Genomic DNA, 22,552 nt, shown 5'->3' with positions numbered 1-22,552 from the left:
TGGACCGCGGGCTGGAGATTGCTTCGCTTCGCTCGCAATGACGACATCGCCGTAAAGTATCGTCCCCTATGCCCGACCACGCCCATAGCTCGAACCCCGCAGTCCAGACCCAGCTCGACCGCCTCACCGCGCTCTCCCCGGGCCGCGACATCCTCGGCCTCGAACGCATCGCCGAACTGTGCGACCGGCTCGGCAACCCGCAGAACAAGCTTCCGCGCACTTTTCATGTCGCCGGCACCAACGGCAAAGGCTCGACTTGCGCCTATCTGCGCGCCATCCTCGAAGCGCAGGGCCGCACCGTCCACAACTACACCAGCCCGCACCTTGTCCGCTTCAACGAACGCATCCGCCTCGCCGGCACGCTGATCGACAACGACCAACTCGCCGCGCTCCTCGAAGAAGTGCTCGACGTCGCGCAAGACCTTCAGGCGAGCTTCTTCGAAGTCACCACCGCCGCCGCCTTCCTCGCCTTTTCGCGCATCCCCGCCGACGATTGCATCATCGAAGTAGGCCTAGGCGGCCGCCTTGACGCGACGAATATCATCCCCGCCCCCGCCGTCTGCGGCATCGCCTCGCTCGGCATCGATCATGAAGGCTTTCTGCTCGCCCCCGAAGTCGGCACCCCCGACGACCCTTTCGTCCGCATCGCTTGGGAAAAGGCGGGCATCGTCAAACGCGGCGCGGCGCTTGCTTGCCTCGATTATCCGCTCCCGCTCGCCAATATCATCGGCGAGCGCGCCGCGGCGGCGGACGTCATTCCTTTCGCCGAAAACGACGTCTGGTCGGTGATTCCCGAGGGTAACAGTTTCCGCTGGCAATCGAAGTTCGGATCGATTGACCGCCCGCTCCACACGCGCATGGCGGGCGCACACCAGATGCGTAACGCCGGGCTAGCGATCGCTATGCTCCGTATCGCCCCCGGACCACACCCGTCGGAGGATGCCATCGCGCGCGGCGTCGCCGACAGCTTCTGGCCGGGACGGATGCAGTTGCTCGGCGATGGGCCGCTCGCCGCGCCGCTGCCGTCCGGGTGCAGCCTGTGGATCGACGGCGGCCACAATCTCGACGCCGCGCGGCAGGTCGCCGATTTCCTCGCGCATGATCTGGCGCACGACGAACCCGTCGATCTCATCCTCGGCATGCTCGCGAACAAGGACGCCGCGGGCTTCCTCGCGATGCTCGCGCCGCATGTCCGCCGCCTCCTCGCGGTACCGATCCCGGGCCACGAGCACCACAGCCCCGCCGCCCTCGCGCGTATCGCCGATACGATCGGGATCGCCCAGACATCGGCGCACAAAGACCTGCCATCGGCGCTCAGCGCGCTGGCGGCGGACGATCCCGCGCCCAACATCCTGATCGGCGGCTCGCTCTACCTCGTCGGGCAGGCGCTCGATCTCAACGAGGAATGGCCGGTCTAAATCGTCACTGCGACGAGCCAAAGGCGACGCGGCAATCTCCAGCTACCAACCTTGATAGCTGAAGATTGCTTCGCTCCGCTCGCCATGTCGCAATTTGCTGCGACTAATCCTCGCTTGTCACCCGAGCTCCGCCTGCATCCGCTTGGCCCAGTCGTACATCGCTGCATTCGCCTTCAGCATCGCCGGCGGGGTGCGCTTCTTGCGCATCTCGACCTCGCTCAGCATCGCCCGCGCCCCGGCCTTGTCGCCGTCGGCGATCAGGATCGCCGCGATCCGGCATCGCACCTCGTCGCCCGGCACCCGGTCGACGATGCTGCGATACAGCGTCAGTGCGTCGGCGCTTTTCCCATTGATCTCCGCCACCTTGGCGCGGAGCAGGTCGCGGCGGTCGCGTTCCGATTGCGACCCCGTCTCGGGCAGCCGATCGAGAGCCGCTAGCGCGTCCTTCGCCAACCCCGTCTCATAGGCGGCCTCGGCAATTCGCATCCCGATCGCCTTGTCGGCGTACGGCGACTTGCGCTCGGCAACCCGAAACTGTTCCAGCGCCTGGTCGTATCGCTCGCGCGCCATCAACGCATCGCCATATTCCATCCGGTTGCCGACGGTATCGCTGAACTCCACAGCGCCCTGCGCATCGCGGACGCGGCGTTCGGGATCGATCGTATCGGAAATCGCCAATCGTGCCTGCCGCACCCGCCGGTCGCCCGACATGCCGGGCAATATCTCGACGATGAAATAGGCGAGGATGCCGACCATCGGCAGGAATGCGATCGCCATGATCCACGCGGTGTTGCGCCCGGTGCGGAACACATGGACAATGCAGAGCAACTGCAACGCGATCGAGATGACGAACCAATGCATCCGCTCGCCCCTATGCCGTCTTCGCCGCCTGGCCCTTCCACGCCAGCAACCCGCCGGCAACGAAAGCGATCAGCGCCGCGGCAAGCACCGGAGTGCCAAGCTCAAGCTGCTTGTACAACAATACGCCGACCAGTCCTGCAACGATCAGCACAAAGCCAAAGACACGCCACGCGCCGACCGGTTGCTTGAGCTCGCGTTCGTCCACCGCGCCGGTCTGGCGGATGCTTTCGACCACATAGCCCTTGTGCCACAAAATCCACAGCAGCAGCATCCCGGGGATCGCCGCGACGACCGTAAAACCCCAAAAACCGACCCAGCCGATCTTCTCGGCAACGATCCCCGCCGGACCGGCCATGAAAGTTCGCCCGACCCCGGCAAAGGATGACAGGAGGGCGAATTGCGTCGCGGTGTAGGCGATGCTCGACAGTCCCGAGAGGTAGGTCGTGAACACGGTCAGCCCGATCCCGCTCGTCATATTCTCGGTGACGATCGCCGCGACCAGCATCCAGTAATTGTTGCCGGTTGCCGCCAGGATCATGAACATGATGTTCGACAACATCATCATCAGTCCCGAAATCAGCAGCGCCCGCCCCATGCCGAGCCACAGGATGAACGGCGCGCCCAGTGCCGAACCGACGATCAGCGCCCCGAATCCCCACAGCTTATTCGCCGAGATATAATCGAGATCGGCAAAGCCAAGATCGACGATCATCGGCCCCAGCATCGCCTGCCCCATCGCGTCGCCGACTTTGTAAACGAGGACGAAGCCGAGGATCAGAAAGGCGCCATGGCGGGTCAAAAATTCGCGGAACGGATTGACGACCGCTTCGGTCAGCCACTGTCCGGTCTTCATCCCCTTGGCATGTTCGAACCGATCGACGAATTTTCCCGGCCCCGCCCACAGCGCGCCGATGATCGCGGGAATGATGCAGAATGCGGTCAGGCCATAAGCGGTCGCCCAGCCCAGCCCCAACCCTTCGTTCGACGCAAAATAGATCGTGCCGGCGCCCGCGATCAGGTTGCCGGTGCGATAGCCGAACTGGTTGGTCGCGGTGCCGTGCGCGAACTCGTCTTCTTCGAGGATTTCGATGCGATAGGCGTCAATGACAATGTCCTGCGTCGCCGACAAGAAGGCAGTGATCAGGCCCCATATCGCGAACAGACCGATATCACCGGGTTTGGGATCGCTGGCGCCGAGTTGCCAGATCGCAACGAACAGCAACGCCTGAACGAAGAACAGCCAACCGCGCCGTTGCCCGAACGTCTTTGTCAGAAATGGCAGCGGCAGCTTGTCAACCAGCGGCGCCCACAGAAACTTCAGTGTGTAGGGAATGCCGAGCGCGACCGCGAAGCCGATCGTTGCGGTATCGATTCCGACCTTGGCCAGCCAGAAGGTCATCGTCGCGACCAGCAACGTCAGCGGAAACCCGCTCGAAATGCCGAGCAGGAAGGTGATCATCGGATTCTTGCGCAGATAGGGCCGAAACGCCGGGACCGACAGCGCGACGATTACCAGTCCGCCCAGGATCGCAACAAAAATGATAAACCGAATCAGATCAACTGACATGCCGTCGCTCCCCGCGCCTCCGCTCGGCGGACGCATTGTATGCAACGGGCCTAAAGGCTTGGTCCCAAATTGGAAGCGGCTATTTGCCCGGTCGGCCGATCCAGCGCACGGCCTGCACGCGTCCGCCTGCCTTGTCCTGCAGGACAGCCGCCCAGCGGTCGGCGCCTTTCTGGCCGGCGATCACCGCGGGCATGGCGGCGCTGCACACCGCCGATGGGGCGCAGGCGACCGCGGCTTCGTTCAGCACGACGTTGGTATAGCCGATATCGCGCCCGCCATTCTCGCCGCGTCCAATCTTGACCGCGCGATTGCTTGCCACCGCCACAAAGCGCAGTTCGGCGCTCGGCACGGCGCGCGATGCGGTCACGCGCCCGCCTGCCTGCGTCAGCAAGACGGGGTTGTTGCCGCGTGCCGATATGATCAACTTGCGCAGCGCGCGCTCGTCCGAACCGACGGTAGCGCTGGTCCCTTGCACCACAGCTTCTGGGGTAAAGACCCCGCCGCCGGGCAATCCGCGCGCAGCATAGCGGCGCTGCAAATCATCATGGGCGGGTCGCGCCAGCGTATCCTTCCAGCCGAGCCGATCCCAATATGTCACAGGGCGGCTCAGCGCGACGACACCGCCGCCCGTATCGAGCCGCGCGAGCAGCTTATCTGCCGGCGGGCAGGACGAGCAACCCTGGCTGGTGAACAGCTCGACCAGCACCGGCTGGGCGTTGGCTGCGCCCGCCGTCTGCTGTGCGGTTGCCGAATTGCCTTCAGGAGCGAGTGCGAGAACCGCGGTTACGGCGGTCGCGCCAAGTACCATCAGCAGAAACAGGTTTTTCGTCACGCTATTTTCCTTCGTCCGGCCATGCACGACCACAGGGAAGTTCGGACGAAGCGGGCAAAAAGTTACCGATCAAGCGGCCTTCGGACGCCAATAGGTCTGGAGGCCACTAACCTTGCGCGGCTCCTGATTCTTGCATGTCATCGTCTCGACCGCGCGCAGCGCCGCGATCAGCGCCGACGCGCTGTGCGGTTTGCCCAGGCAGGCCACCGCGATGTCGGAGGCATCTTCGGGGCATTGTCCGGTAACCAGCAACACTGCGATCCCGCGATCGCGCGCCAGCCGCGCGACCTCGCGTCCGGTCATGTGGCCGGCGAGCCCTAGGTCGAGAACGATCGCGTCGAGCGGTTCGGCGGCAATGATCGGCACCGCGGCTTCACCCGAATCGACCGTGGCGACGACATCATAGCCGCTGTGTTTCAGCGTCCGCTCATTGTCGAACGCGACCAGCGGATCATCCTCGATGATCAGCAGCCGCTTGATGCAGGACGGGCGGGACGCGAAGAGCATTGTTACTCCCTTTAAAGGCGGCATGACGTGCTCGGTGGCTTCGTGCAAGATTGCTTCTGCTTGCCATCGACGAAGCGACACGTTTCCGGCTATGAGCGTGGCCACAACGCAACACTCTCTTTCCGAATAACGACAAGAAAGCCGCATCCGTTCCGATGACGACACGCCGTCCCCCCCGCCCTGCACCCCGTTCCGCGCCGAAAGCCGCTGGCGATCGCGACGCCCCGAAGGGCCGCCGCGCCGCGCGCGGCGCCGCTTCTGCGCTGAAAGCGAAACCCGCCGAGGCCGAACATGAGGATGGGCCGCAGCGCATTGCCAAGCTGCTGGCGCGCGCCGGCGTCGGTTCGCGCCGTGATGTCGAACGGATGGTCGAGGAAGGGCGGATCGCGCTCAACGGCACGGTCATCGTCCAGCCAGCGCCGCTGCTCACCTCGCTCGAGGGGCTGACCGTCGATGGCAATCCCGTCGCGAAGCCAGTCTCGACCCGCCTCTATCGCTTTCACAAGCCGTCGGGCTGCATCACTGCGGCGCGCGATCCCAAGGGGCGCAAGACGATCTACGACGTGCTGCCCAAAGATCTGCCACGCCTGATGCCCGTCGGCCGCCTTGATTATAATACCGAAGGATTGCTGCTCCTCACCAACGACGGCGAATTCAAACGCCAGCTCGAACTGCCCGCCAGCGGGGTCGAGCGCACCTATCGCGCCCGTGCTTTCGGCGACATCAGCCAGGAACAGCTTGAAGAACTCGCGATGGGCATCACCATCGACGGAGTCACCTATGGCAAGATCGATGCCAACCTCGAACGTCGGACGGGCCGCAACCAGTGGGTGGAAATGACGCTGACCGAGGGCAAGAATCGCGAAGTCCGTAAAGTGCTCGAGCATTTTGGACTGCAGGTCAGCCGCCTGATCCGCACGCGATATGGCGCGTTCGAGCTGGATGGTATGCCGCTGGGCGCGGTCGACGTCGTGCCGCGCGACGAATTGTTCAAATTCCGTCGGCATATGAGCTAGCCGATATGCGCGTGATTTCTGGCGAGTGGGGCGGCCGCAAGCTGCTGGCCCCCAAGGGTGATACGACGCGGCCGACCGCGGATCGCACCCGCGAAACCCTGTTCTCGATGCTGGCAAGCCGCCTTGGCAGTTTCGAGGGGTTGGTCGTCGCCGATCTGTTTGCCGGATCGGGCGCGCTGGGGATTGAAGCGCTGTCGCGCGGCGCGGCGCAGTGCCTGTTCGCCGAACAGGACCGCGATGCGCTCGACGTCTTGCGCAGCAACCTCGGCGCATTGGGCGCGACCGCGCGCGCCGATGTTCGGGCGGGATCGGTGCTCGGCCTCGGCCCTGCGCCGCGCGCTTATGATCTGCTGATGCTCGACCCGCCCTATGGGACCGGCGCCGCCAGCGTCGCCCTCGACAAATTGCGGCGGCTCGGCTGGATCGGCCCCGACAGCTGGGTGTCGGTCGAAACCGCGCATAGTGAAACGGTCGATGTCGCAGGGCTTGCTATCGACGCCGACCGCAAGGTGGGCAAAGCGCGGCTGACACTACTCAGATCCGAATAGCAGCCCGTCGCGCCATGCTGGACAGCGCGCCTGCTGTTCCCTAATCGTTCACGCGTGACCATACCCCCCGCCTCCCTCCCCGACCTGCCTTCACTTCACCCGTCGGACCCGCCTTATCTGCAAGGTTTGAACGATCCGCAGCGGCGGGCGGTGCTTACCACCGAGGGGCCGGTGCTGATGCTCGCCGGGGCCGGGACCGGTAAGACCGCCGCGCTCACCGCGCGGCTAGGCCATATTATCGCAACGCGCCGCGCCTGGCCGTCCGAGATCCTCGCGGTCACCTTCACCAACAAGGCGGCGCGCGAGATGCGCGAGCGGATTGGCCGCATGATGGGCGACGCGGTCGAGGGCATGCCGTGGCTCGGCACTTTCCATAGCATCGCCGCCAAGATGCTGCGCCGTCATGCCGAACTTGTGGGCCTGCAAAGCAATTTCACCATCCTCGACACCGACGACCAACTGCGCGTCCTCAAACAGCTCATCCAGGCCGATGGGCTCGACGAAAAACGTTGGCCCGCGCGCCAGCTTGCCGGGCTGATCGACAAATGGAAGAACCGGGGGCTGGTTCCTGCTGACCTCGATGCCGCCGACAAGGAATCCTACGCTGACGGTAAAGGCCAGCATTTCTACGCGCTCTATCAGGCGCGGCTGAAGACACTCAACGCCTGCGATTTCGGTGACCTGCTGCTTCACATGCTGGTGATCCTCAAAAGCCACCGCGACGTGCTCCAGCAATATCAGGAGCGCTTCAAATATATTCTCGTCGACGAATATCAGGACACCAACGCCAGCCAATATCTGTGGCTCCGCCTGCTCGCGCAGCAGCGCAAGAACATCTGCTGCGTCGGCGACGACGACCAGTCGATCTATAGCTGGCGCGGCGCCGAGGTCGCGAACATCCTGCGCTTTGAGAAAGATTTCCCCGGCGCGACCGTCATCCGCCTCGAACAAAATTACCGCTCGACCCCGCAGATCCTTGCCGCCGCGTCGGCGCTGATCGCGCAGAACAGCGGCCGCCTTGGCAAAACGCTGTGGACCGATCTCGACCCCGGCGACAAGCTGCGCGTCGTCGGCGTGTGGGACGGACCCGAAGAAGCGCGGCGGATCGGTGAGGAGCTGGAAACCCTTCAGGTTCGCAAAGTCAGCCTCGACCGCGCCGCGATCCTTGTCCGCGCGCAGTTTCAGACGCGCGAGTTCGAAGACCGTTTCATCGCGATCGGCATGCCGTATCGCATCGTCGGCGGCTACCGCTTCTACGAACGCGCCGAAATCCGCGACGCGCTCGCCTACCTCCGCCTCGTTCAGTCGCCCGCCGATGACCTGGCGTTCGAGCGCATCATCAACGCGCCCAAACGCGGCCTCGGCGACAAGGCGCTCGCACGCATCCACCAGTTTGCGCGCCACGAACAGACGCCGCTGCTCCGCGCGGCGGCGCGCATTACCGAAACCGACGAACTGACCCCGCAAGCCCGTCGTCAGCTCGCTAACTTCGTCGCGCTCATGCGCGGCTGGCAGGAAAAGGCGGGCAATCTTTCGCACCCCGAGCTGACCCAGTTGATCCTCGACGAATCGGGCTACACCGCGATGCTGCAAGCCGATCGCAGCGTCGAAGCCGCAGGACGGCTCGAAAACCTGTCCGAGCTCGTCCGCGCAATGGAGGAGTATGACTCGCTCGAAGCCTTTCTCGAGCATGTCAGCCTGGTGATGGACCGCGACCAGAATGACGAGACCGAAACCGTGACGATCATGACGATCCACGCCGCCAAGGGGCTGGAATTCGACCATGTCTTCCTCGCCGGATGGGAGGATGGGGTGTTCCCGTCGCAGCGTTCGATGGACGAAGGCGGCACCGCCAGTCTCGAGGAAGAGCGCCGCCTCGCCTATGTCGCGATCACCCGCGCCCGTGTGCGCGCCAGCATCTATCACGCCGCGAACCGCCGCATCTACGGCCAGTGGATGAGCAGCATCCCCAGCCGCTTCATCGCCGAAATCCCGCCCGAGCATGTCGACAGCGAAAACAGCTTCGGCGGTGGGCAAAGCCTGTGGCGCGCCAACTGGTCGGCGCAGGGCGACCCTTTCGCGCATGTTGCCGAACGCCAGCCCTCGCGCATAATGACCCGTGGTCCGGCATGGCAGCGTGCCGTCGCCGGATCTTCAACGATCACCCACACCGCGGCGCCCAGCGAAAAAGGCCCTGCGGCGTCGGTAGGCGCCAAGCCGCGCGCCGACCTCGCGATCGGCATGCGCGTGTTTCACGAAAAATTCGGTTATGGCGAAATCGCCGACATCGACGGCAACAAACTCGAAGTCGAATTCGAACAGGCCGGCAGCAAACGGGTGCTCGACAGTTTCATCAAGCTCGCCTGAAATCTCTATTGTCAACTATAACAGTTATGATATGTCATACCATGTCGCCGACGAGCCGCGACTTTGAGAGAAGCTTATGAAGATCAAGCTCTTGGTAGGCGCAATGGCGCTCATATTGGTTGGCTGCGGCCAGCAACGGTCCGAAGAATCCACCTCGAGCGCTCCCGCCGCGATGGCAGAATCAGCGGCCTCCAATAACGCCGGCGGACCCAATGTCGCGGTGACCGCCGCGCCGGGCGTGGCATTCAACTATAGCTATGCCTTCCGCCTCGAAGACGACCGGATCGCCAAGGTACAGGAGGAGCATGCCGCCGCGTGCGAGACGCTCGGCATCAACCGTTGCCGCATCACAGGTCTGACCTATCGCTTGGTGCGAGAGAATGAAGTCGAGGCCCAGCTCCAGTTCAAGCTCGACCCCACGATCGCCCGCCAGTTCGGCAAGGATGCGATCGCCAGCGTCGAAAAGGCCGAGGGCGTGCTGGCGCTGGCCAATGTCACCGGCGAGGATGTCGGTTCGCAGATTAGCGACTCGCAGCGCCGCAGCGCGGGCATCGGCGGAGACATCGCACGCCTCGAAGTGCGGCTCAAGCAAAGTGGTCTCGGCGACAGCGAACGCACCGAACTCCAGCAGCAGATCGCCTCGCTGCGCGAGCAACTGGGCGGCGAGCGCGACACCCGCCGCACCGGCGAAGCGCTGCTCGCGACCACTCCGATGACCTTCGATTACCAAGGCACCGGCGGCCTTCCCGGCATCGGTTATGGCAACCCGTTCAGCGATGCGGCGAACATGCTGATCAGCAGCGGCAGCACCTTGCTCTCCTTTGTCCTCGTTGTCGGCGCGGCGGTGCTGCCGTGGGGGCTGTTTTTCGCAATGCTCCTGTTCCTGTGGCGGACGGCCCCGGTTCGCGCCGCGCGCAAATGGCTGGGTGGAAAACCGAAGGAACGGCCCGCACCGCCGCCCTCCGCGGCCTGAACCCCGCCGCTTGCAAAGGTCCGCCGCTGCGTTATGGCGAAAGCGATGACTGGCGACGGGCCACCCGATAATCCACCCCTCGATAAACCCGCTTCGGGTGCGGCATGGCTTTGGAAAGATCGCGATGTCGCTAAAGGCATGACGATGCCCGGTCCGCAATCCATGGACGCCGTAACGCAAGTCTCACAAGGCTATGCGTTGCGCCTATCATCCGCGATCGACAGCCACGCGGACCATTACAGCGACTGACAGCCTCAAGGACAGGAACGACGATGATCAACCCGGGAATGGACGCCGACATCTATGACGCCTTCATGGAGCAGTTGCAGCGTTATGTGCGCGAACGACTGATACCGGCGGAAGATCAGCTTGAGGAACTCGGCCGCGTTCCCGACGACATCCTGGCCGAAATGCGCGAGATGGGGCTGTTCGGCGTCACCATGCCGCCCGAATATGGCGGCGCGGGGATGAACGTCAGCCAATATGTCGGCTTTATCCGCGAAATCGCCTATGCCTCGCCTGCCTATCGCTCGATCGTGTCGATCAACATTGGCATGGTTTGCAAGTCGCTTCTGGGCTTTGGCACCGACCAGCAAAAGGACCATTGGCTGCCCAAGCTGGCGATGGGTAGCATCGCCGCCTTTGGCCTGACCGAACCCGATAGTGGATCGGACAGCGCGGCGATGAAGACCCGCGCCGTCCGCGACGGCAATGGCTATGTGCTCAACGGGACCAAGCGTTACATCACAAACGCGCCCTTCGCCGACGTCATTCTGGTGATGGCGCGGACCAATGCTGAACCGCTCCCCAAGAACGCCCATGTCAGCGCCTTCATGGTCCCGCGCGACGCGCCGGGGGTGTCGATCGGCAAACCCGATGGCAAGATGGGCCAGGCCGGATCGCAGATCGCCGATGTGATCCTTGAGGATGTGCACGTCGACGGCGACGCGCTGCTTGGCGGTGAGGAAGGCATCGGCTTCCGCGCCGCGATGCAAAGTCTCGACAACGGCCGCCTGTCGGTCGCCGCCGCCAGCGTCGGCTATGCCAAACGGATGCTCGACGTCGGCCTGAAATATGCGATGGAACGCAAGGCGTTCGGCGAACCGATCGCCAATTTCCAGCTGATTCAGGCGATGCTCGCCGACAGCAAGGCCGAAATCTACGCGGCAGAATGCATGCTTGCCGACGCCTGCGCGCGCGCCGATCGCGGTGAGAAGATTCTGGTCGAAGCTGCCGCGACCAAGATGTTCGCCAGCGAGATGTGCGGCCGCGTCGCCGACCGCGTGGTGCAGATTCACGGCGGCGCCGGATACCTGAAGGAATATCTGGCCGAACGCTTCTATCGCGACTGCCGCATTTACCGGATTTATGAAGGAACGACGCAGATTCAGCAGCTAGTGATCGCCAAGAACATGATCCGTGATTATGTGGGCTGATCGATTTTCGGGGTCGTAAAGGTCGCTGGTGGAGCCGAGGGGAATCGAACCCCTGACCTCTGCAGTGCGATTGCAGCGCTCTCCCATCTGAGCTACGGCCCCGCGACGGCGGCGGTTTAACGACACCGCCGAACAGTGGCAACGGCTTTTCTGACCACGGGCCGCCACGCGAAATCGAGGAATGGGGGTTCCGATGAGCAAAGCCTGGCATTTGACCAGCCGCCCGCAAGGGCTTCCGACCATGGACAACTTCGCGCTGCGCGAAATGCCCGACGCACCTCTCGACAATGATCAGTTGCGCGTTCGTAACCTGTGGCTGTCGGTCGACCCTTATATGCGCGGGCGGATGAACGACGCAAAAAGCTATGCGGCGAGTTTCCAGATCAACCAGCCGATGACGGGCGGTGCGATCGGGGAAGTCATTGAAAGCCGGATGGAAGGCTTTGCACCCGGCGACCTGATCCTCCACATGGGCGGATGGCGCGACGGCGGCGTTGTCGGCCTCGACATGATGCCGAACAAACTGCCCGCCGACGCGCTGGCCGCAGGGCTGACCCCGCAGACGTTCCTCCACAATATGGGTTTGACCGGCGGCACCGCATGGATTGGTCTGCTGCGCGTTGCCGCAGCCAAGCCCGGCGACACGATTTTCGTCTCGGCGGCGGCGGGCGCGGTGGGATCGGCGGTCGTACAGATCGCGAAGGCGCGTGAGATGACGGTCATCGGATCGGCTGGCGGCGCTGAAAAATGCGCGTGGGTCAAGGATTTAGGTGCCGATGCGGTTGTCGATTACAAGGCGGGAGCGGTTTTGGCGGGGCTTGCAAAGGCGCTCGAAGCCTTGGGCAAACCCGGCATCGATGTCTATTTCGACAATGTCGGCGGCGAACATCTCGATGCTGCCTTTGCGACCGCCAATGACTTTGCCCGCTTTGCCATCTGCGGCATGATCGACGTCTATAATGACGGCAAGGCGCAGGAGATGAAATATCTGATCCGCACGATCCCGGCGCGCATCCGGATGGAAGGCTTTATCTACACCGACCAGTTCTTCGACTGCATGGAAGAATTTTACGCCGACATGGGCGGCCTGATCGCTAGCGGCGCGGTGACGATGCGCGAAACCGTGCACGAGGGGCTGGAAGCGACGCCGGAGGCGTTCCTGGGCCTGTTCGCTGGGTTGAATATGGGGAAGATGCTCGTTCGGGTGTAGGCCTGTCCGAGCGCTTTCGACCAAAAGCCGACGGTTCTCTATTTCATTGTTCCCAAGAAGGCAGAAACCCAGTGGCAACGGAAGCTCGCTGGATTCCCGCTTTCGCGGGAATGACGAGATAGGTGGGCTTGACCGCTTCCCACCTCAAACATTCTGAAGATTTCAGCTTCCGAAACCGACCGATAGGAAACCAGGCATCGGGCCATTCCAGCCGTCGTCGGGACCATCCTGGTCGTCACGGCGCGGCGCGGGCGCCGGCTTGCGGTCATTGCGCAGCTTCTGCGCTTTTGCTGGCGCAGGGGCAGCTTCTTGTACGAGTTGCACGTCGACCGACTGCACCGGCGCTTTGTCGGGCTTGGCCGCGCCCCTGCCGCGTCCGCCGCGCGCTGAGCGTGCGCGCGCCGGCGGCGCTTCGGTCTCGGCTTCGCCGCGCGTCGAGGGTGCCGTGTCGGTCGCCACTGCGCCATTGCCATGCACGGGAATTTTATAGCCCGTCAGCTTCTGGATGCTGTCGATTGCCTCGTCGTCAGACGGCGTGACGAGCGTAAAAGCGCGGCCCTGCGCACCCGCGCGACCCGTCCGCCCAATACGATGAACATAATCGTCGGGGTGCCACGGCGCGTCGAAATTAAACACATGGCTGACGCCCTTGACGTCGAGACCGCGCGCCGCGACGTCGGACGCCACCAATATGTTGATCGTACCGTTCTTGAACCGGTCGAGTTCGGCGGTGCGGCTCGACTGGTCCATGTCGCCCTGGATCTCGCCGGCATTAAAGCCCGATCGTTGCAGCGCTTTCGCCAGCTCGCGCACCGTCGTCTTGCGATTGCAAAAGATGATCGCGGTATGAACCTTTTCGGATTCGATTAGGCCGCGCAGCGTGTCGCGCTTGCCGCGTTCCGACGTCTTGACCAGAAACTGCTCGATATTCTCGTTGCGGCTCGCTGGACGCGCGACTTCGACCGTCTTGGGGTTCGACAGGAATTTGTCCGCCAGTCGTTTGATCGGCGCCGGCATTGTCGCCGAAAACAGCAAGGTCTGGCGATTCGCCGGCAGCTTGGTGCAGATATTCTCGATATCGGGGATGAACCCCATGTCGAGCATCCGGTCGGCCTCGTCGATCACCAGCAGGTTACAACCTGTGAGCAAAATCTTGCCGCGTTCGAACAGGTCCATCAGGCGGCCAGGGGTTGCGATCAGCACATCGACACCCTTTTCCAGCGCCTTGACCTGATCGCCCATCTGGACCCCGCCGATCAGCAACGCCATCGACAGCTTGTGATACTTGCCATATTTTTCGAAATTCTCTGCGACCTGCGCCGCAAGCTCACGCGTTGGCGCCAGGATCAGCGAGCGCGGCATCAGCGCGCGGGCGCGGCCATGCGCCAGAATATCGATCATCGGCAGCACGAACGACGCGGTCTTGCCGGTCCCCGTCTGAGCGATGCCGATGATGTCGCGCATCATCAGAACCGAGGGGATGACGCCCGCCTGGATCGGCGTGGCTTCGTCATAACCCGACTCGTCGATGGCGCGCAAAAGTTCGTCGGAAAGGCCGATGTCGGCAAATTTCATAAGGTTATCATGTCCGGAAAAGAGGGTGCGCCCAGCCGCCCACGCTGGCGGGCGTTGACGCGGCCATTGCGGAAATGGCGATGAAAAGTCAAGAAAAGGCGACAAAAGACGCGATTAATCGCCTAATCGTCGTCGCGCACCGGAACCATCAATCGGAACTTGTCGATCTCGCACTTTGCTCCGGTTCGCGCATGGATCTGATCGCGGCCCTCACAGAGCCGCCCGTCTTTGCTGCCCTGCATGTAAAAGCCGGCATAGAAATCCAGCGCGCGGCAGCCGCGATTGAGCTGGGCGCGCAAGCGTTGATTCTGCCGCGTGATGATATCGATGCTGTCGCGCTGAACCGCCTGCATCCCCATGATGTTGCGCATCGCCACGCATTTTGGCGCCTTTTTCTCTTTCCATACGATAGGAATTTCGGTGGCGCGCCGCGACTGCGTGGGGCCGGCAGCAAAGTTGTTGAGCTGCGACCGCTGCGCCGGGACGCGAATGATGAGTTGCTGTTCGATCACCACCTGCCAGAAAGATGTGACCTGTTCGGTCGTCGGGGCGGAGATCGCAATCAGGGGTTCGGGCGCCGCAACGGGCGCCGCCGCTTCGGCAGCGGGTACGGCTGCCGCAAACCACAGGACGGCGGCGGTCAGCACAGCCGCGCGACCGCTCCTTCGGCGTCCTGATAGAAATTGCTGCTCACCCGTCGCTCCCGCGTCCATGGTCACTGGACGAAAACCTGATATTCATCCTACGCTCGCTTTAACAGCCATGATTGAACATCAAATGAACTATTATCGCCCCCTTGCCGCAGCAATACCGAGTTATGTCGCATGACCCGGGCGCCATCGAAGCCTTTTCTCGATCAGCTGGCTGGGTTGCTGGGGCCAAAGGGGTTCACCATCGACGCCGATACGATGGCGCCATGGCTGACCGACTGGCGCGGTAAATACACCGGGCGCGCGGCCGCGATGTTGTCGCCTCGTTCGACCGAAGAGGTCGCCGCGGTCGTCCGCCTGTGCGCTGCGGCAGAAGTGGCGCTGGTGCCGCAGGGCGGCAACAGCGGCATGGTCGGCGGCGCGACCCCCGACGCGGGAGGCAACCAGCTTTTGCTCAGCCTGCGCCGCATGAACCGGGTACGCGGGATCGATACCGCTGCGCGCGTCGCGATTGCCGAGGCGGGTGTCATCCTCGAAACTTTTCATCATGACGTCCTCGCCCACGGGCTTCGGTTCCCGCTGACGCTGGGCGGCAAGGGGTCGGCGACGATCGGCGGTCTCTTTTCCACTAACGCCGGCGGCACCCAGGTGCTGCGCCACGGCACGATGCGCGCGCTGGTTGCGGGGATCGAGGCGGTGCTCCCCGACGGCAGCATCTTCGACGGCCTCGCGCCGCTCAAGAAGGACAATCGCGGCTATGACCTGCGACATCTGTTGTGCGGAGCGGAGGGGACGCTGGGCATCGTCACCGCCGCCAGCCTGCATCTCGTTCGCGCCGCCGCGGCACGGCGCACCGCCTGGATCGCCATCGATTCGCCCGAACGCGCGCTGCGGCTGCTTCGCCAGCTCGACGCCCGTATCGGGCCGGAGCTCGAGGGGTTCGAGATCGTGCCGCACGGCTGCCTTGACGCCGTGCTGCGGCATATCCCGCAAACGCGCGCCCCCATCACGGCGGTGCATCCCTGGTATGTGCTCGCCGAACTGGCGGGCGAGAACGATCCGGACCTGGGCGATGCGCTGGAACGCGAACTCGGCGCCGCGCTCGAAGCGGGACTGATCCGCGACGTCGTGATCGCGAAAAACGATCGCGAGAGTGAAGATTTCTGGCGCCTGCGCGATTCCATTTCAGAGGCCGAGCGCGCCGAAGGACCGGCGTTACAACATGATGTCAGCGTTCCCGTCGACCTGATGCCGACCTTCATCGCCGATAACCCGGCTCGGTTGGAAAAGGCATTCCCGGGGGTCCGCGCGCTGTCGTTCGGGCATTTGGGCGATGGCAATGTCCATCATCATGTCCAGCCGCCAAGCGGCATCGATGGTGCCGCCTGGCTGGCGCTGCATGGCGCCGCGGTCAGTCGGCTGGTCTATTCGCATGTCATCGAACTGGGCGGCTCGATTTCGGCCGAGCATGGCATCGGCCAGATGAAACGCGACATCATGGCCGAACTTGACAGTCCGGCGCGACTGACGGCGCTGCGCGGTATCAAGGCGGGTCTCGATCCCGCGGGCATCTTCAACCCCGGCAAGCTGATCGGCTGACGCTTCGCTTGCCCTGTGCCATCGCCCCCCTTGCGCGGCGGGGCGCAGGTCAATAAGGCGCGCTGTTATCTTTTACGTCCCGGCTGGTCGGGACACCCTACCGGAGTTTTATCATGGCCACTGCGCCCGCCCCTGCCAACCTGCCGTTGTTCTATAAGGATCTCGTTCCGCTTTCGAGCGTCGAGCATGCCGATTTCCGCGCGCGTCCGCTGGACAAGGCCGATTTCCTGATCAATCAGCACGCCATTCCGCTGACGTCGGACGAATTCGTATCGGCGTGCCGTCATTATCCGATCGTTTTTTCGGCTGGCGATAACCCGGTGCCGTTGGCGCTGATGGGCCTCAACGAAGGCGTGAACACCTTCGTCGATGACGAAGGCAAGCTGATCAATCCGGTCTATGTCCCGGCCTATGTCCGCCGCTATCCGTTCCTGCTGGCACGGCTTCAGCAGGATTCGGATGAATTGTCGCTGTGCTTCGACCCCACCTCGGGCGCGATCGGGAAATTCGACGAGGGCGATGCACTGTTTGAAGACGGCCAGCCTACCGGCTCGGTTCAGGCGGTTCTCGAGTTCTGCAAGAATTTCGAAGAAGCAGGCCAGCGCACCAGCCTGTTTATCGACGAATTGAAAAAGGCCGACCTGCTGATGGAAGGCGAAGTCAGCATCCAGCAGGAAGGCAACGACAATCCCTATATCTATCGCGGCTTTCAGATGGTCGACGAGGCCAAGCTGCGCGAGCTGCGCGGCGACGTGCTGCGCAAGTTGATGCAGAACGGCGTCCTCGCTCTGGTCTTCGCGCATCTTTTCTCGCTGCAGCTGATGCGCGAAGTCTTTGCCGAACAAGTGAAAGCTGGCAAGGTGCCGGAACTTCAGGAAGTTCCTGCGACCTAAGGAGCATGACACCGATGGCCATCATGGCGAGCACCGACAGTGTGCGTTATACCAAGGTGGCCATCTGGCTCCACTGGCTGATCGGGTTGGCGGTCATCGCGAACATTGGGTTGGCCATGCTGACCGAGGATATGCCACGCGAGACGCATCTCGCGGCGATGGCTGTTCACAAGGCAATGGGCATCACCATATTGGGCCTGACCATATTGCGCATTCTGTGGCGACTTGGTCACAGGCCGCCGCCCTTGCCCGCCGCGACCCCACTCTGGCAACGACCGCTCAGCAAGATCGTGCACATTCTCTTTTATGTGCTGCTGATCCTGCTGCCGCTGTCGGGTTGGGTGTGGATGTCGGCGGCGGATCGGCCGATCGATTTTTTCGGCCTGTTCACGGTTCCGGTCATCGTCGCGCCGAACGAAGGCCTGGCCGATGTCATGCACGACCGGCACGAAATGCTCGGTCTGGCGATGCTGGGACTTGCCGCGATTCATATCCTGGCGGCGCTGAAGCATCAGTTTGTTGATCGGACCGGCCTGATCGGACGGATGAACCCCTTTTGACATCGGGGTTTGCGACGCCTTCAAAAATCGACAGCAATGCCCTTGAGTTCCCAGTCGCCATATCGCACCGGGTTACGGCCGCCCGGCTGATCGGCGGCGTTTTCCTCGCGGATCGGCTCGGGGGGTGGTACCGGGCTGTTGATCCAGTCGGCGGGCGCCTTGACATGCGCCGGACGCCGCACTGCGCGCGGCGTGCCGCCGATGGTTTCCGTTTTGCTGCGTTGGGTCATAACGCGGCTGCTATAGGATTTTTCATGCGTCACGCCAACCTCGCCGATCAACATGGTTGATCGCCCGCGTCGCCCCAAACAACGGTCGCAGGGTGAAGCCGATCCGGCGGGCACCGCACCGCGCCGGGCGGCGCTGCGCCTGGTCGATGCAGTCCTGCGCCGGGGCGATCCGCTCGACATCGCGATGCACGCTGCCGCGCAAGGGCTGACCGGCGCCGACCGCGCCTTTGCGGTGGCCATCGCTTCGGAAACATTGCGCTGGATGGTCGACATCGACGCGCTGATCGATAGCGCGACGGCGCAGATCCTGCCCGACGATGTCAAATCGCGCGCCGTCCTGCGGATCGCCCTGGCGCAACTGCTCGTGCTCAAAAGTCCCGGTCACGCGGTGGTGGCGACCGCCCTGCCCCTCGTCGCAGGCGGACCTCGGCGATTGGTCCACGCGATCCTGTCGCGCGCCCAGCAAGATGCGTGGCAGCTTCCCGACCGCGCGACCCTTCCCCTCCCCACCGCCGAGCGATGGGCCGAGCTATGGAGTTTGGCGACGGTCGAAGCGGCGGAATCCGCATGGAGCACGCCGCCGCCCATCGATCTGAGCTTTGCCGCAGAACCGGGGCCGGAAGAATGGCCGGAAGCCCTATCGCTGGCGCCGCGGCATCGCCGTCTGCCGCGCGGGCAGGCGGTCGAGGCGATGCCCGGATTCGCCGAAGGTGGCTGGTGGATCCAGGATCTGGCGGCGACCCTGCCGGCGCGTTTGCTTGGTTCGGGCGACGCTCGCACCGTCCTCGATCTGTGCGCGGCACCCGGCGGCAAGACGATGCAACTCGCGGCCGCCGGATGGAAGGTCGTCGCGGTCGATTCCAGCGCCAAGCGTCTCGAACGGCTCAGCGCCAATATCGCCCGCACCGGGCTCGCCGCCGATATCGTTCAAGCCGACATCCGGTCGTGGGCGCCCGCCGCGCCCGCCGACGCGGTACTGCTCGACGCCCCCTGTTCGGCGACCGGCATCTTCCGCCGTCATCCCGACGTGTTGCACCGCATCGAACCGCGCCAGATCGACGAGATGGCAGCGCTGCAAACCGACTTGCTCGCGCGCGCGGCGCGCTGGGTCAAACCCGGCGGTACTTTGATCTACGCCACCTGTTCGCTCGAACCGAGCGAGGGTGAGGATCAGGTCGCAACTTTCCTCGAACGCCATCCGGCGTGGCTCATCGACGCCGTGCGCGCGGACGAGCTGCCCGACGCCATTGCGCCCGATGCGAACGGTTTCGTCCGCACGCTTCCCGGTGTTCTGAACGATGTGGGCGGTCTCGACGGCTTTTTCGTCGCGCGACTGCGCGCGCCGTCAGACTGACCGACGCGACAGGCGGTATAGGGCCAGCTCGCCATAATCCTTGGCGAGTTGCACCTTGCCGACATAGTCGCAATCGAAATCGCGCGCGTTGCCGAGCGCCAGCATCGCCGCGAGCGGCTGGGTGCAATACACCTGTCCGACCAGCGTCACCGGCTCGATCCTTGCGGTGCGGGTCACCTCGGTGCCGTACCATAGCTCGTTGCCGACGACGGGGTCTTGGCCGCGATAGATCGGGCCGAAATGGATGCCGGTTCGCATCCCCGCCCGGTGTCCGTCGAGGCCCAGTCCCGGCGGAAGCACATCCAGCCTCTCCTGTATCGCAAGCGCAATCCGCGCCGCCGTCGCAGGGTCGTCGATGATCGCATAAACCGCGTCGCCCCACGTGTTGCGAAACAGCACGGCGTCGCCAAAATCGTCGAGGATGCCCCCGATTCTGCCCATCACTTCGCTGGCAAAAATCGGAAGTTCGGCTTCGCCCAGTTTCGAAAAGCCCGCAAAGTCGGCGAACAGGATCGCGTAAAGCCCGCGCTGCGTTCCTTCGGGCGGCTTTGGAGCGGGCAGGAAGTCAAGATTGCGGTCGAGATCGCCGACCGGAATTGTCCGTGTCGATCCGCCATGCCGCTGCCACAGCGCGATGTCGGCATTCGTCCCCGCAATCAACGCGGCGGGCCGAGCAGCCACCTCGGGATCGACCACCGCCAACTGGATCGCCGCAGTTTCCAACTCGTGCGCGCGGAGTTTGGCAAGCCCCATCGCGGTGTGCGAGCCCAGCACAAATTGACAGTCGTCGCTGACGTAACGCGCGCTGCTGGCAAAATGGACCGTCGCCGCATGGTCGCGGCAATGCACATAACGCGGCAGCCATTGTTCGCCGCCCGATACGACGGACTGGGCGATGAAGTCGTCTTCGGCAAAGGGCAATATGATCGTAAGGTCGATCCCACGCGCCAGCGCCGCTTCGGCGAAGAGGATGTCGGCGCCGCACGCGAGCGGGCCGATCAGCGCCGACAGCGGCTCGGCATCGAGCGCTGCGGCAATCGCCGACCGTGCGTTCGCCTCGCCCACGCCGCCGGCACGGAACATGCGCCCGCAAAAGACACCCACCGGCGGCGGCCGCAGCAAATCGCAAATCGCGGTGGCATTTGCCGCGTCGATCGCACCGCAGGCGGCAAGCCGCGACAGCTGGCGGCAGGTCGACGCGCGGTCGCCGGCGCGCGTTCCCGCCTGATCATTGGCCGATCGCGCGTGGCGCAGTGCATCCTCGCCGCGGCCGAGCAACAGCAAGGCCTCGGCCAGTGTCGCCTGATCCCAGTAATCCTCTGCAGCCCCATTCGCGGCGATCGGTCCCGCCAACGCCGCCGCCCGCTCGCGTTCGCCGAGCATCGCATAAAGACTGGCCGCATTGATGGCCGGAAACAGGGCGCCCGAAAGCTGCCACGCGCGGTCATAGGCGCGCGCTGCCTTTCGAAGCGAATCTGTCCGCCGATCACCATCATGATCGAACGCTGCATCCTTCCAGATACGCCCGGCAAGCGCGAGGCTGTCGATGTCGTCGGACGTGCCCAGCTGAAGCTGTTCGTAAAGATGCATTGCGCCCAGGCTATCTCCCGATGCAGCGAGCGCGCGGACCATCAGGTAACAAAGGCGCGGGCTGTCTTGTCCCGCACGCCGCGCGGCTACCGCACAATCGAATGCGCTGAGCGCATCGCCCTGACCCAAGCGGTGGGTGACTTCCGCCTCGCAGGCGGCGCAGTCCGTCATCGCGCCGCAGTTTCAGCCGATTGGAGCAAGTCGACATTGGCCTGTTCGGTCGGCGACAGCGATACATTTTTGGTCGTCGGTCGATACCAGCTGAACTGCGTAAAATGGGCGCTGAGCGCCGGGTCTTTGAACCGCAAACCGCGCCGCGCGAAGATTTCGTTTCGCGCAATGCGCAGCTCCAACGCGCTATAATTGCCCAGCTCGTCTGCGGTTAGTGCTCGGTCGGATGAATCGGGAATGACCACTCCGCTGCCCCCGACCCCGGTCGGCATCGGCGGTGCGGATGACGTGGCGACACCGCCCTCGACCAATCGGATATATTTGCGGAACATGAAACCCGTGGTGCCGTCGGCCTTCCGGACGCGCCACCATGGACCGCGCTGCTTGTACGTCAGGAACTTCTCGCCCTCGAGCACCTTGCCGACGATCGCCGCCTGCGTGCTTGCACCTGATCGGATATTGGTGAAGCCATCAGGGTCTTCGATGACGGCTGCCAGCGTGAAAGCCTCAGCCGGACCGTCAGTTGCTACTCCGGGGGTTGCTGCCACGCCTTTCTCGCTCGACGCGGCAATCGTTTCCGGCATCGTTCGAGCCGGCTCGGCTGCGGGCTGCAGCAGTTTCCATGCGAGCAAGCCGATCGCGATCACAGCGACACCGACAAGCGCCCAGGCCAGCTTCAGAGCGGTGGACGAGGATTTTGGCGGCGCCGGGGCAACCTGCCGATCGGTCGAAGGCGTCGTCGTTTCGGGCGCGGCGGTTGGCATGGGCGGCGGCGGCGCGACGGCTTCGCGCCCGCACAGTTCCTCCAGGCTCATCAACACTTTGCGCCAACTGCCATCAGCGGGATCACCGTTCCAGTCGCGCAGGTCAGCGAACTGGATCTGGTTGAACGGCAGCGGCGGCATCACATCGTCGATCGCCGTCTGGACCAGTTTTTTCTGGTTACGCGCTACATCGGCCTCGGCGCGCACCCATTCGGATTGCACCGACGCATGCGACCAGACGACGATCGCTGCCTTGGCGCTGCCAATTTTTTCAGTGATGACGTCGCCATAGGAACGATGCGGTGGTAGTTCGGCATCCCACCACACGTCATAACCCGCTGCGGCGACCGCCTTGGCGATGTCCGCCACCCGCGCCTTGTTGTCGCGCGAATAGGAAATGAACACATCGACCATCGGCTAGCCCCCTCTTG

Annotated in this window: 20 protein-coding genes and 1 tRNA gene; 11 read left to right on the top strand and 10 right to left on the bottom strand. The window is 63.7% G+C overall.

What is annotated here, in order from left to right:
* The first annotated feature begins 68 nt into the window (after positions 1–68).
* Positions 69–1,418, top strand: coding sequence for a bifunctional folylpolyglutamate synthase/dihydrofolate synthase (locus tag ACQY6T_RS05360; protein WP_428629284.1), 1,350 nt, complete (start codon positions 69–71; stop codon positions 1,416–1,418).
* Positions 1,419–1,535: 117 nt separating this feature from the next.
* On the opposite strand, the gene ACQY6T_RS05355 is transcribed toward ACQY6T_RS05360, so the two are convergent.
* From ACQY6T_RS05355 to ACQY6T_RS05340, 4 genes are all read right to left on the bottom strand, one after another.
* Positions 1,536–2,279 carry a PLDc N-terminal domain-containing protein gene (locus ACQY6T_RS05355; RefSeq protein ID WP_428629283.1) on the bottom strand — a complete coding sequence of 248 codons (744 nt, stop codon included), beginning with the start codon at positions 2,277–2,279 and terminating at the stop codon, positions 1,536–1,538.
* Between the two features lie 10 nt (positions 2,280–2,289).
* On the bottom strand, positions 2,290–3,846 hold the full coding sequence (locus tag ACQY6T_RS05350) for an AmpG family muropeptide MFS transporter (protein ID WP_428629281.1): 1,557 nt from the start codon (positions 3,844–3,846) through the stop codon (positions 2,290–2,292).
* A 79-nt stretch (positions 3,847–3,925) separates the two neighbouring features.
* Positions 3,926–4,678, bottom strand: a complete 753-nt coding sequence (locus tag ACQY6T_RS05345) for a DUF1223 domain-containing protein (RefSeq protein ID WP_428629279.1) — start codon at positions 4,676–4,678, stop codon at positions 3,926–3,928.
* 69 nt (positions 4,679–4,747) lie between these two features.
* Positions 4,748–5,185 (bottom strand): response regulator, encoded by a 438-nt coding sequence (locus tag ACQY6T_RS05340; protein ID WP_428629278.1) that lies wholly within the window; start codon positions 5,183–5,185, stop codon positions 4,748–4,750.
* 155 nt (positions 5,186–5,340) lie between these two features.
* Here ACQY6T_RS05340 and ACQY6T_RS05335 point away from each other — a divergent pair, with 155 nt between their 5' ends.
* The 5 genes from ACQY6T_RS05335 to ACQY6T_RS05315 all read left to right on the top strand — a co-directional run bounded on the left by ACQY6T_RS05335 (position 5,341) and on the right by ACQY6T_RS05315 (position 11,525).
* The gene (locus tag ACQY6T_RS05335; RefSeq protein WP_428629276.1) at positions 5,341–6,201 is read left to right on the top strand and encodes a pseudouridine synthase; all 861 of its coding nucleotides are present in this window, start codon (positions 5,341–5,343) and stop codon (positions 6,199–6,201) included.
* A 5-nt stretch (positions 6,202–6,206) separates the two neighbouring features.
* The gene (gene rsmD, locus ACQY6T_RS05330) at positions 6,207–6,749 is read left to right on the top strand and encodes a 16S rRNA (guanine(966)-N(2))-methyltransferase RsmD (RefSeq protein WP_428629275.1); all 543 of its coding nucleotides are present in this window, start codon (positions 6,207–6,209) and stop codon (positions 6,747–6,749) included.
* Positions 6,750–6,803: 54 nt separating this feature from the next.
* Positions 6,804–9,116, top strand: coding sequence for an ATP-dependent helicase (locus tag ACQY6T_RS05325; protein WP_428629273.1), 2,313 nt, complete (start codon positions 6,804–6,806; stop codon positions 9,114–9,116).
* Between the two features lie 76 nt (positions 9,117–9,192).
* Positions 9,193–10,089, top strand: coding sequence for a DUF4349 domain-containing protein (locus tag ACQY6T_RS05320; protein ID WP_428629272.1), 897 nt, complete (start codon positions 9,193–9,195; stop codon positions 10,087–10,089).
* A 272-nt stretch (positions 10,090–10,361) separates the two neighbouring features.
* Positions 10,362–11,525: an acyl-CoA dehydrogenase family protein gene (locus ACQY6T_RS05315; RefSeq protein WP_428629271.1), complete on the top strand. Its 1,164-nt coding sequence runs from the start codon at positions 10,362–10,364 to the stop codon at positions 11,523–11,525.
* A gap of 26 nt (positions 11,526–11,551) precedes the next feature.
* Here the strand turns inward: ACQY6T_RS05315 and ACQY6T_RS05310 are convergent.
* Positions 11,552–11,627 (bottom strand) — tRNA-Ala (locus ACQY6T_RS05310).
* Positions 11,628–11,718: 91 nt separating this feature from the next.
* Here ACQY6T_RS05310 and ACQY6T_RS05305 point away from each other — a divergent pair.
* Positions 11,719–12,735, top strand: a complete 1,017-nt coding sequence (locus tag ACQY6T_RS05305) for an NADP-dependent oxidoreductase (protein WP_428629270.1) — start codon at positions 11,719–11,721, stop codon at positions 12,733–12,735.
* A gap of 162 nt (positions 12,736–12,897) precedes the next feature.
* On the opposite strand, the gene ACQY6T_RS05300 is transcribed toward ACQY6T_RS05305, so the two are convergent.
* Both ACQY6T_RS05300 and ACQY6T_RS05295 read right to left on the bottom strand, forming a co-directional pair.
* Positions 12,898–14,310, bottom strand: a complete 1,413-nt coding sequence (locus tag ACQY6T_RS05300; RefSeq protein ID WP_428629268.1) for a DEAD/DEAH box helicase — start codon at positions 14,308–14,310, stop codon at positions 12,898–12,900.
* A gap of 122 nt (positions 14,311–14,432) precedes the next feature.
* Complete coding sequence (locus ACQY6T_RS05295; RefSeq protein ID WP_428629267.1) at positions 14,433–14,957, bottom strand: hypothetical protein; 525 nt, start codon at positions 14,955–14,957, stop codon at positions 14,433–14,435.
* A gap of 177 nt (positions 14,958–15,134) precedes the next feature.
* Here ACQY6T_RS05295 and ACQY6T_RS05290 point away from each other — a divergent pair, with 177 nt between their 5' ends.
* From ACQY6T_RS05290 to ACQY6T_RS05280, 3 genes are all read left to right on the top strand, one after another.
* Complete coding sequence (locus tag ACQY6T_RS05290) at positions 15,135–16,559, top strand: FAD-binding oxidoreductase (protein WP_428629266.1); 1,425 nt, start codon at positions 15,135–15,137, stop codon at positions 16,557–16,559.
* Between the two features lie 113 nt (positions 16,560–16,672).
* Positions 16,673–17,452: a SapC family protein gene (locus ACQY6T_RS05285; RefSeq protein WP_428629264.1), complete on the top strand. Its 780-nt coding sequence runs from the start codon at positions 16,673–16,675 to the stop codon at positions 17,450–17,452.
* A gap of 5 nt (positions 17,453–17,457) precedes the next feature.
* Entirely contained in the window at positions 17,458–18,012 is a 555-nt protein-coding gene (locus ACQY6T_RS05280) for a cytochrome b (RefSeq protein WP_428629263.1), read from the top strand.
* A 20-nt stretch (positions 18,013–18,032) separates the two neighbouring features.
* On the opposite strand, the gene ACQY6T_RS05275 is transcribed toward ACQY6T_RS05280, so the two are convergent.
* A complete protein-coding gene (locus tag ACQY6T_RS05275; RefSeq protein ID WP_428629261.1) occupies positions 18,033–18,242 on the bottom strand; it encodes a DUF1674 domain-containing protein in 210 nt (69 codons plus the stop codon).
* A 52-nt stretch (positions 18,243–18,294) separates the two neighbouring features.
* Between ACQY6T_RS05275 and ACQY6T_RS05270 the strand changes: the two genes are divergently transcribed.
* Positions 18,295–19,596, top strand: a complete 1,302-nt coding sequence (locus ACQY6T_RS05270; RefSeq protein WP_428629259.1) for an RsmB/NOP family class I SAM-dependent RNA methyltransferase — start codon at positions 18,295–18,297, stop codon at positions 19,594–19,596.
* On the opposite strand, the gene ACQY6T_RS05265 is transcribed toward ACQY6T_RS05270, so the two are convergent.
* The gene (locus tag ACQY6T_RS05265) at positions 19,588–21,357 is read right to left on the bottom strand and encodes a TRAFs-binding domain-containing protein (RefSeq protein WP_428629257.1); all 1,770 of its coding nucleotides are present in this window, start codon (positions 21,355–21,357) and stop codon (positions 19,588–19,590) included. The two genes, ACQY6T_RS05270 and ACQY6T_RS05265, sit on opposite strands and share 9 nt — an antisense overlap.
* Positions 21,354–22,535, bottom strand: coding sequence for a YARHG domain-containing protein (locus ACQY6T_RS05260; protein WP_428629255.1), 1,182 nt, complete (start codon positions 22,533–22,535; stop codon positions 21,354–21,356). Before ACQY6T_RS05260 ends, ACQY6T_RS05265 begins: the two co-directional genes overlap by 4 nt.
* Positions 22,536–22,552 lie beyond the last annotated feature (17 nt).

The organism is Sphingopyxis sp. (assembly GCF_965279725.1).
GTDB lineage: Bacteria > Pseudomonadota > Alphaproteobacteria > Sphingomonadales > Sphingomonadaceae > Sphingopyxis.
This window is presented reverse-complemented; position numbering and strand designations above follow the sequence as displayed.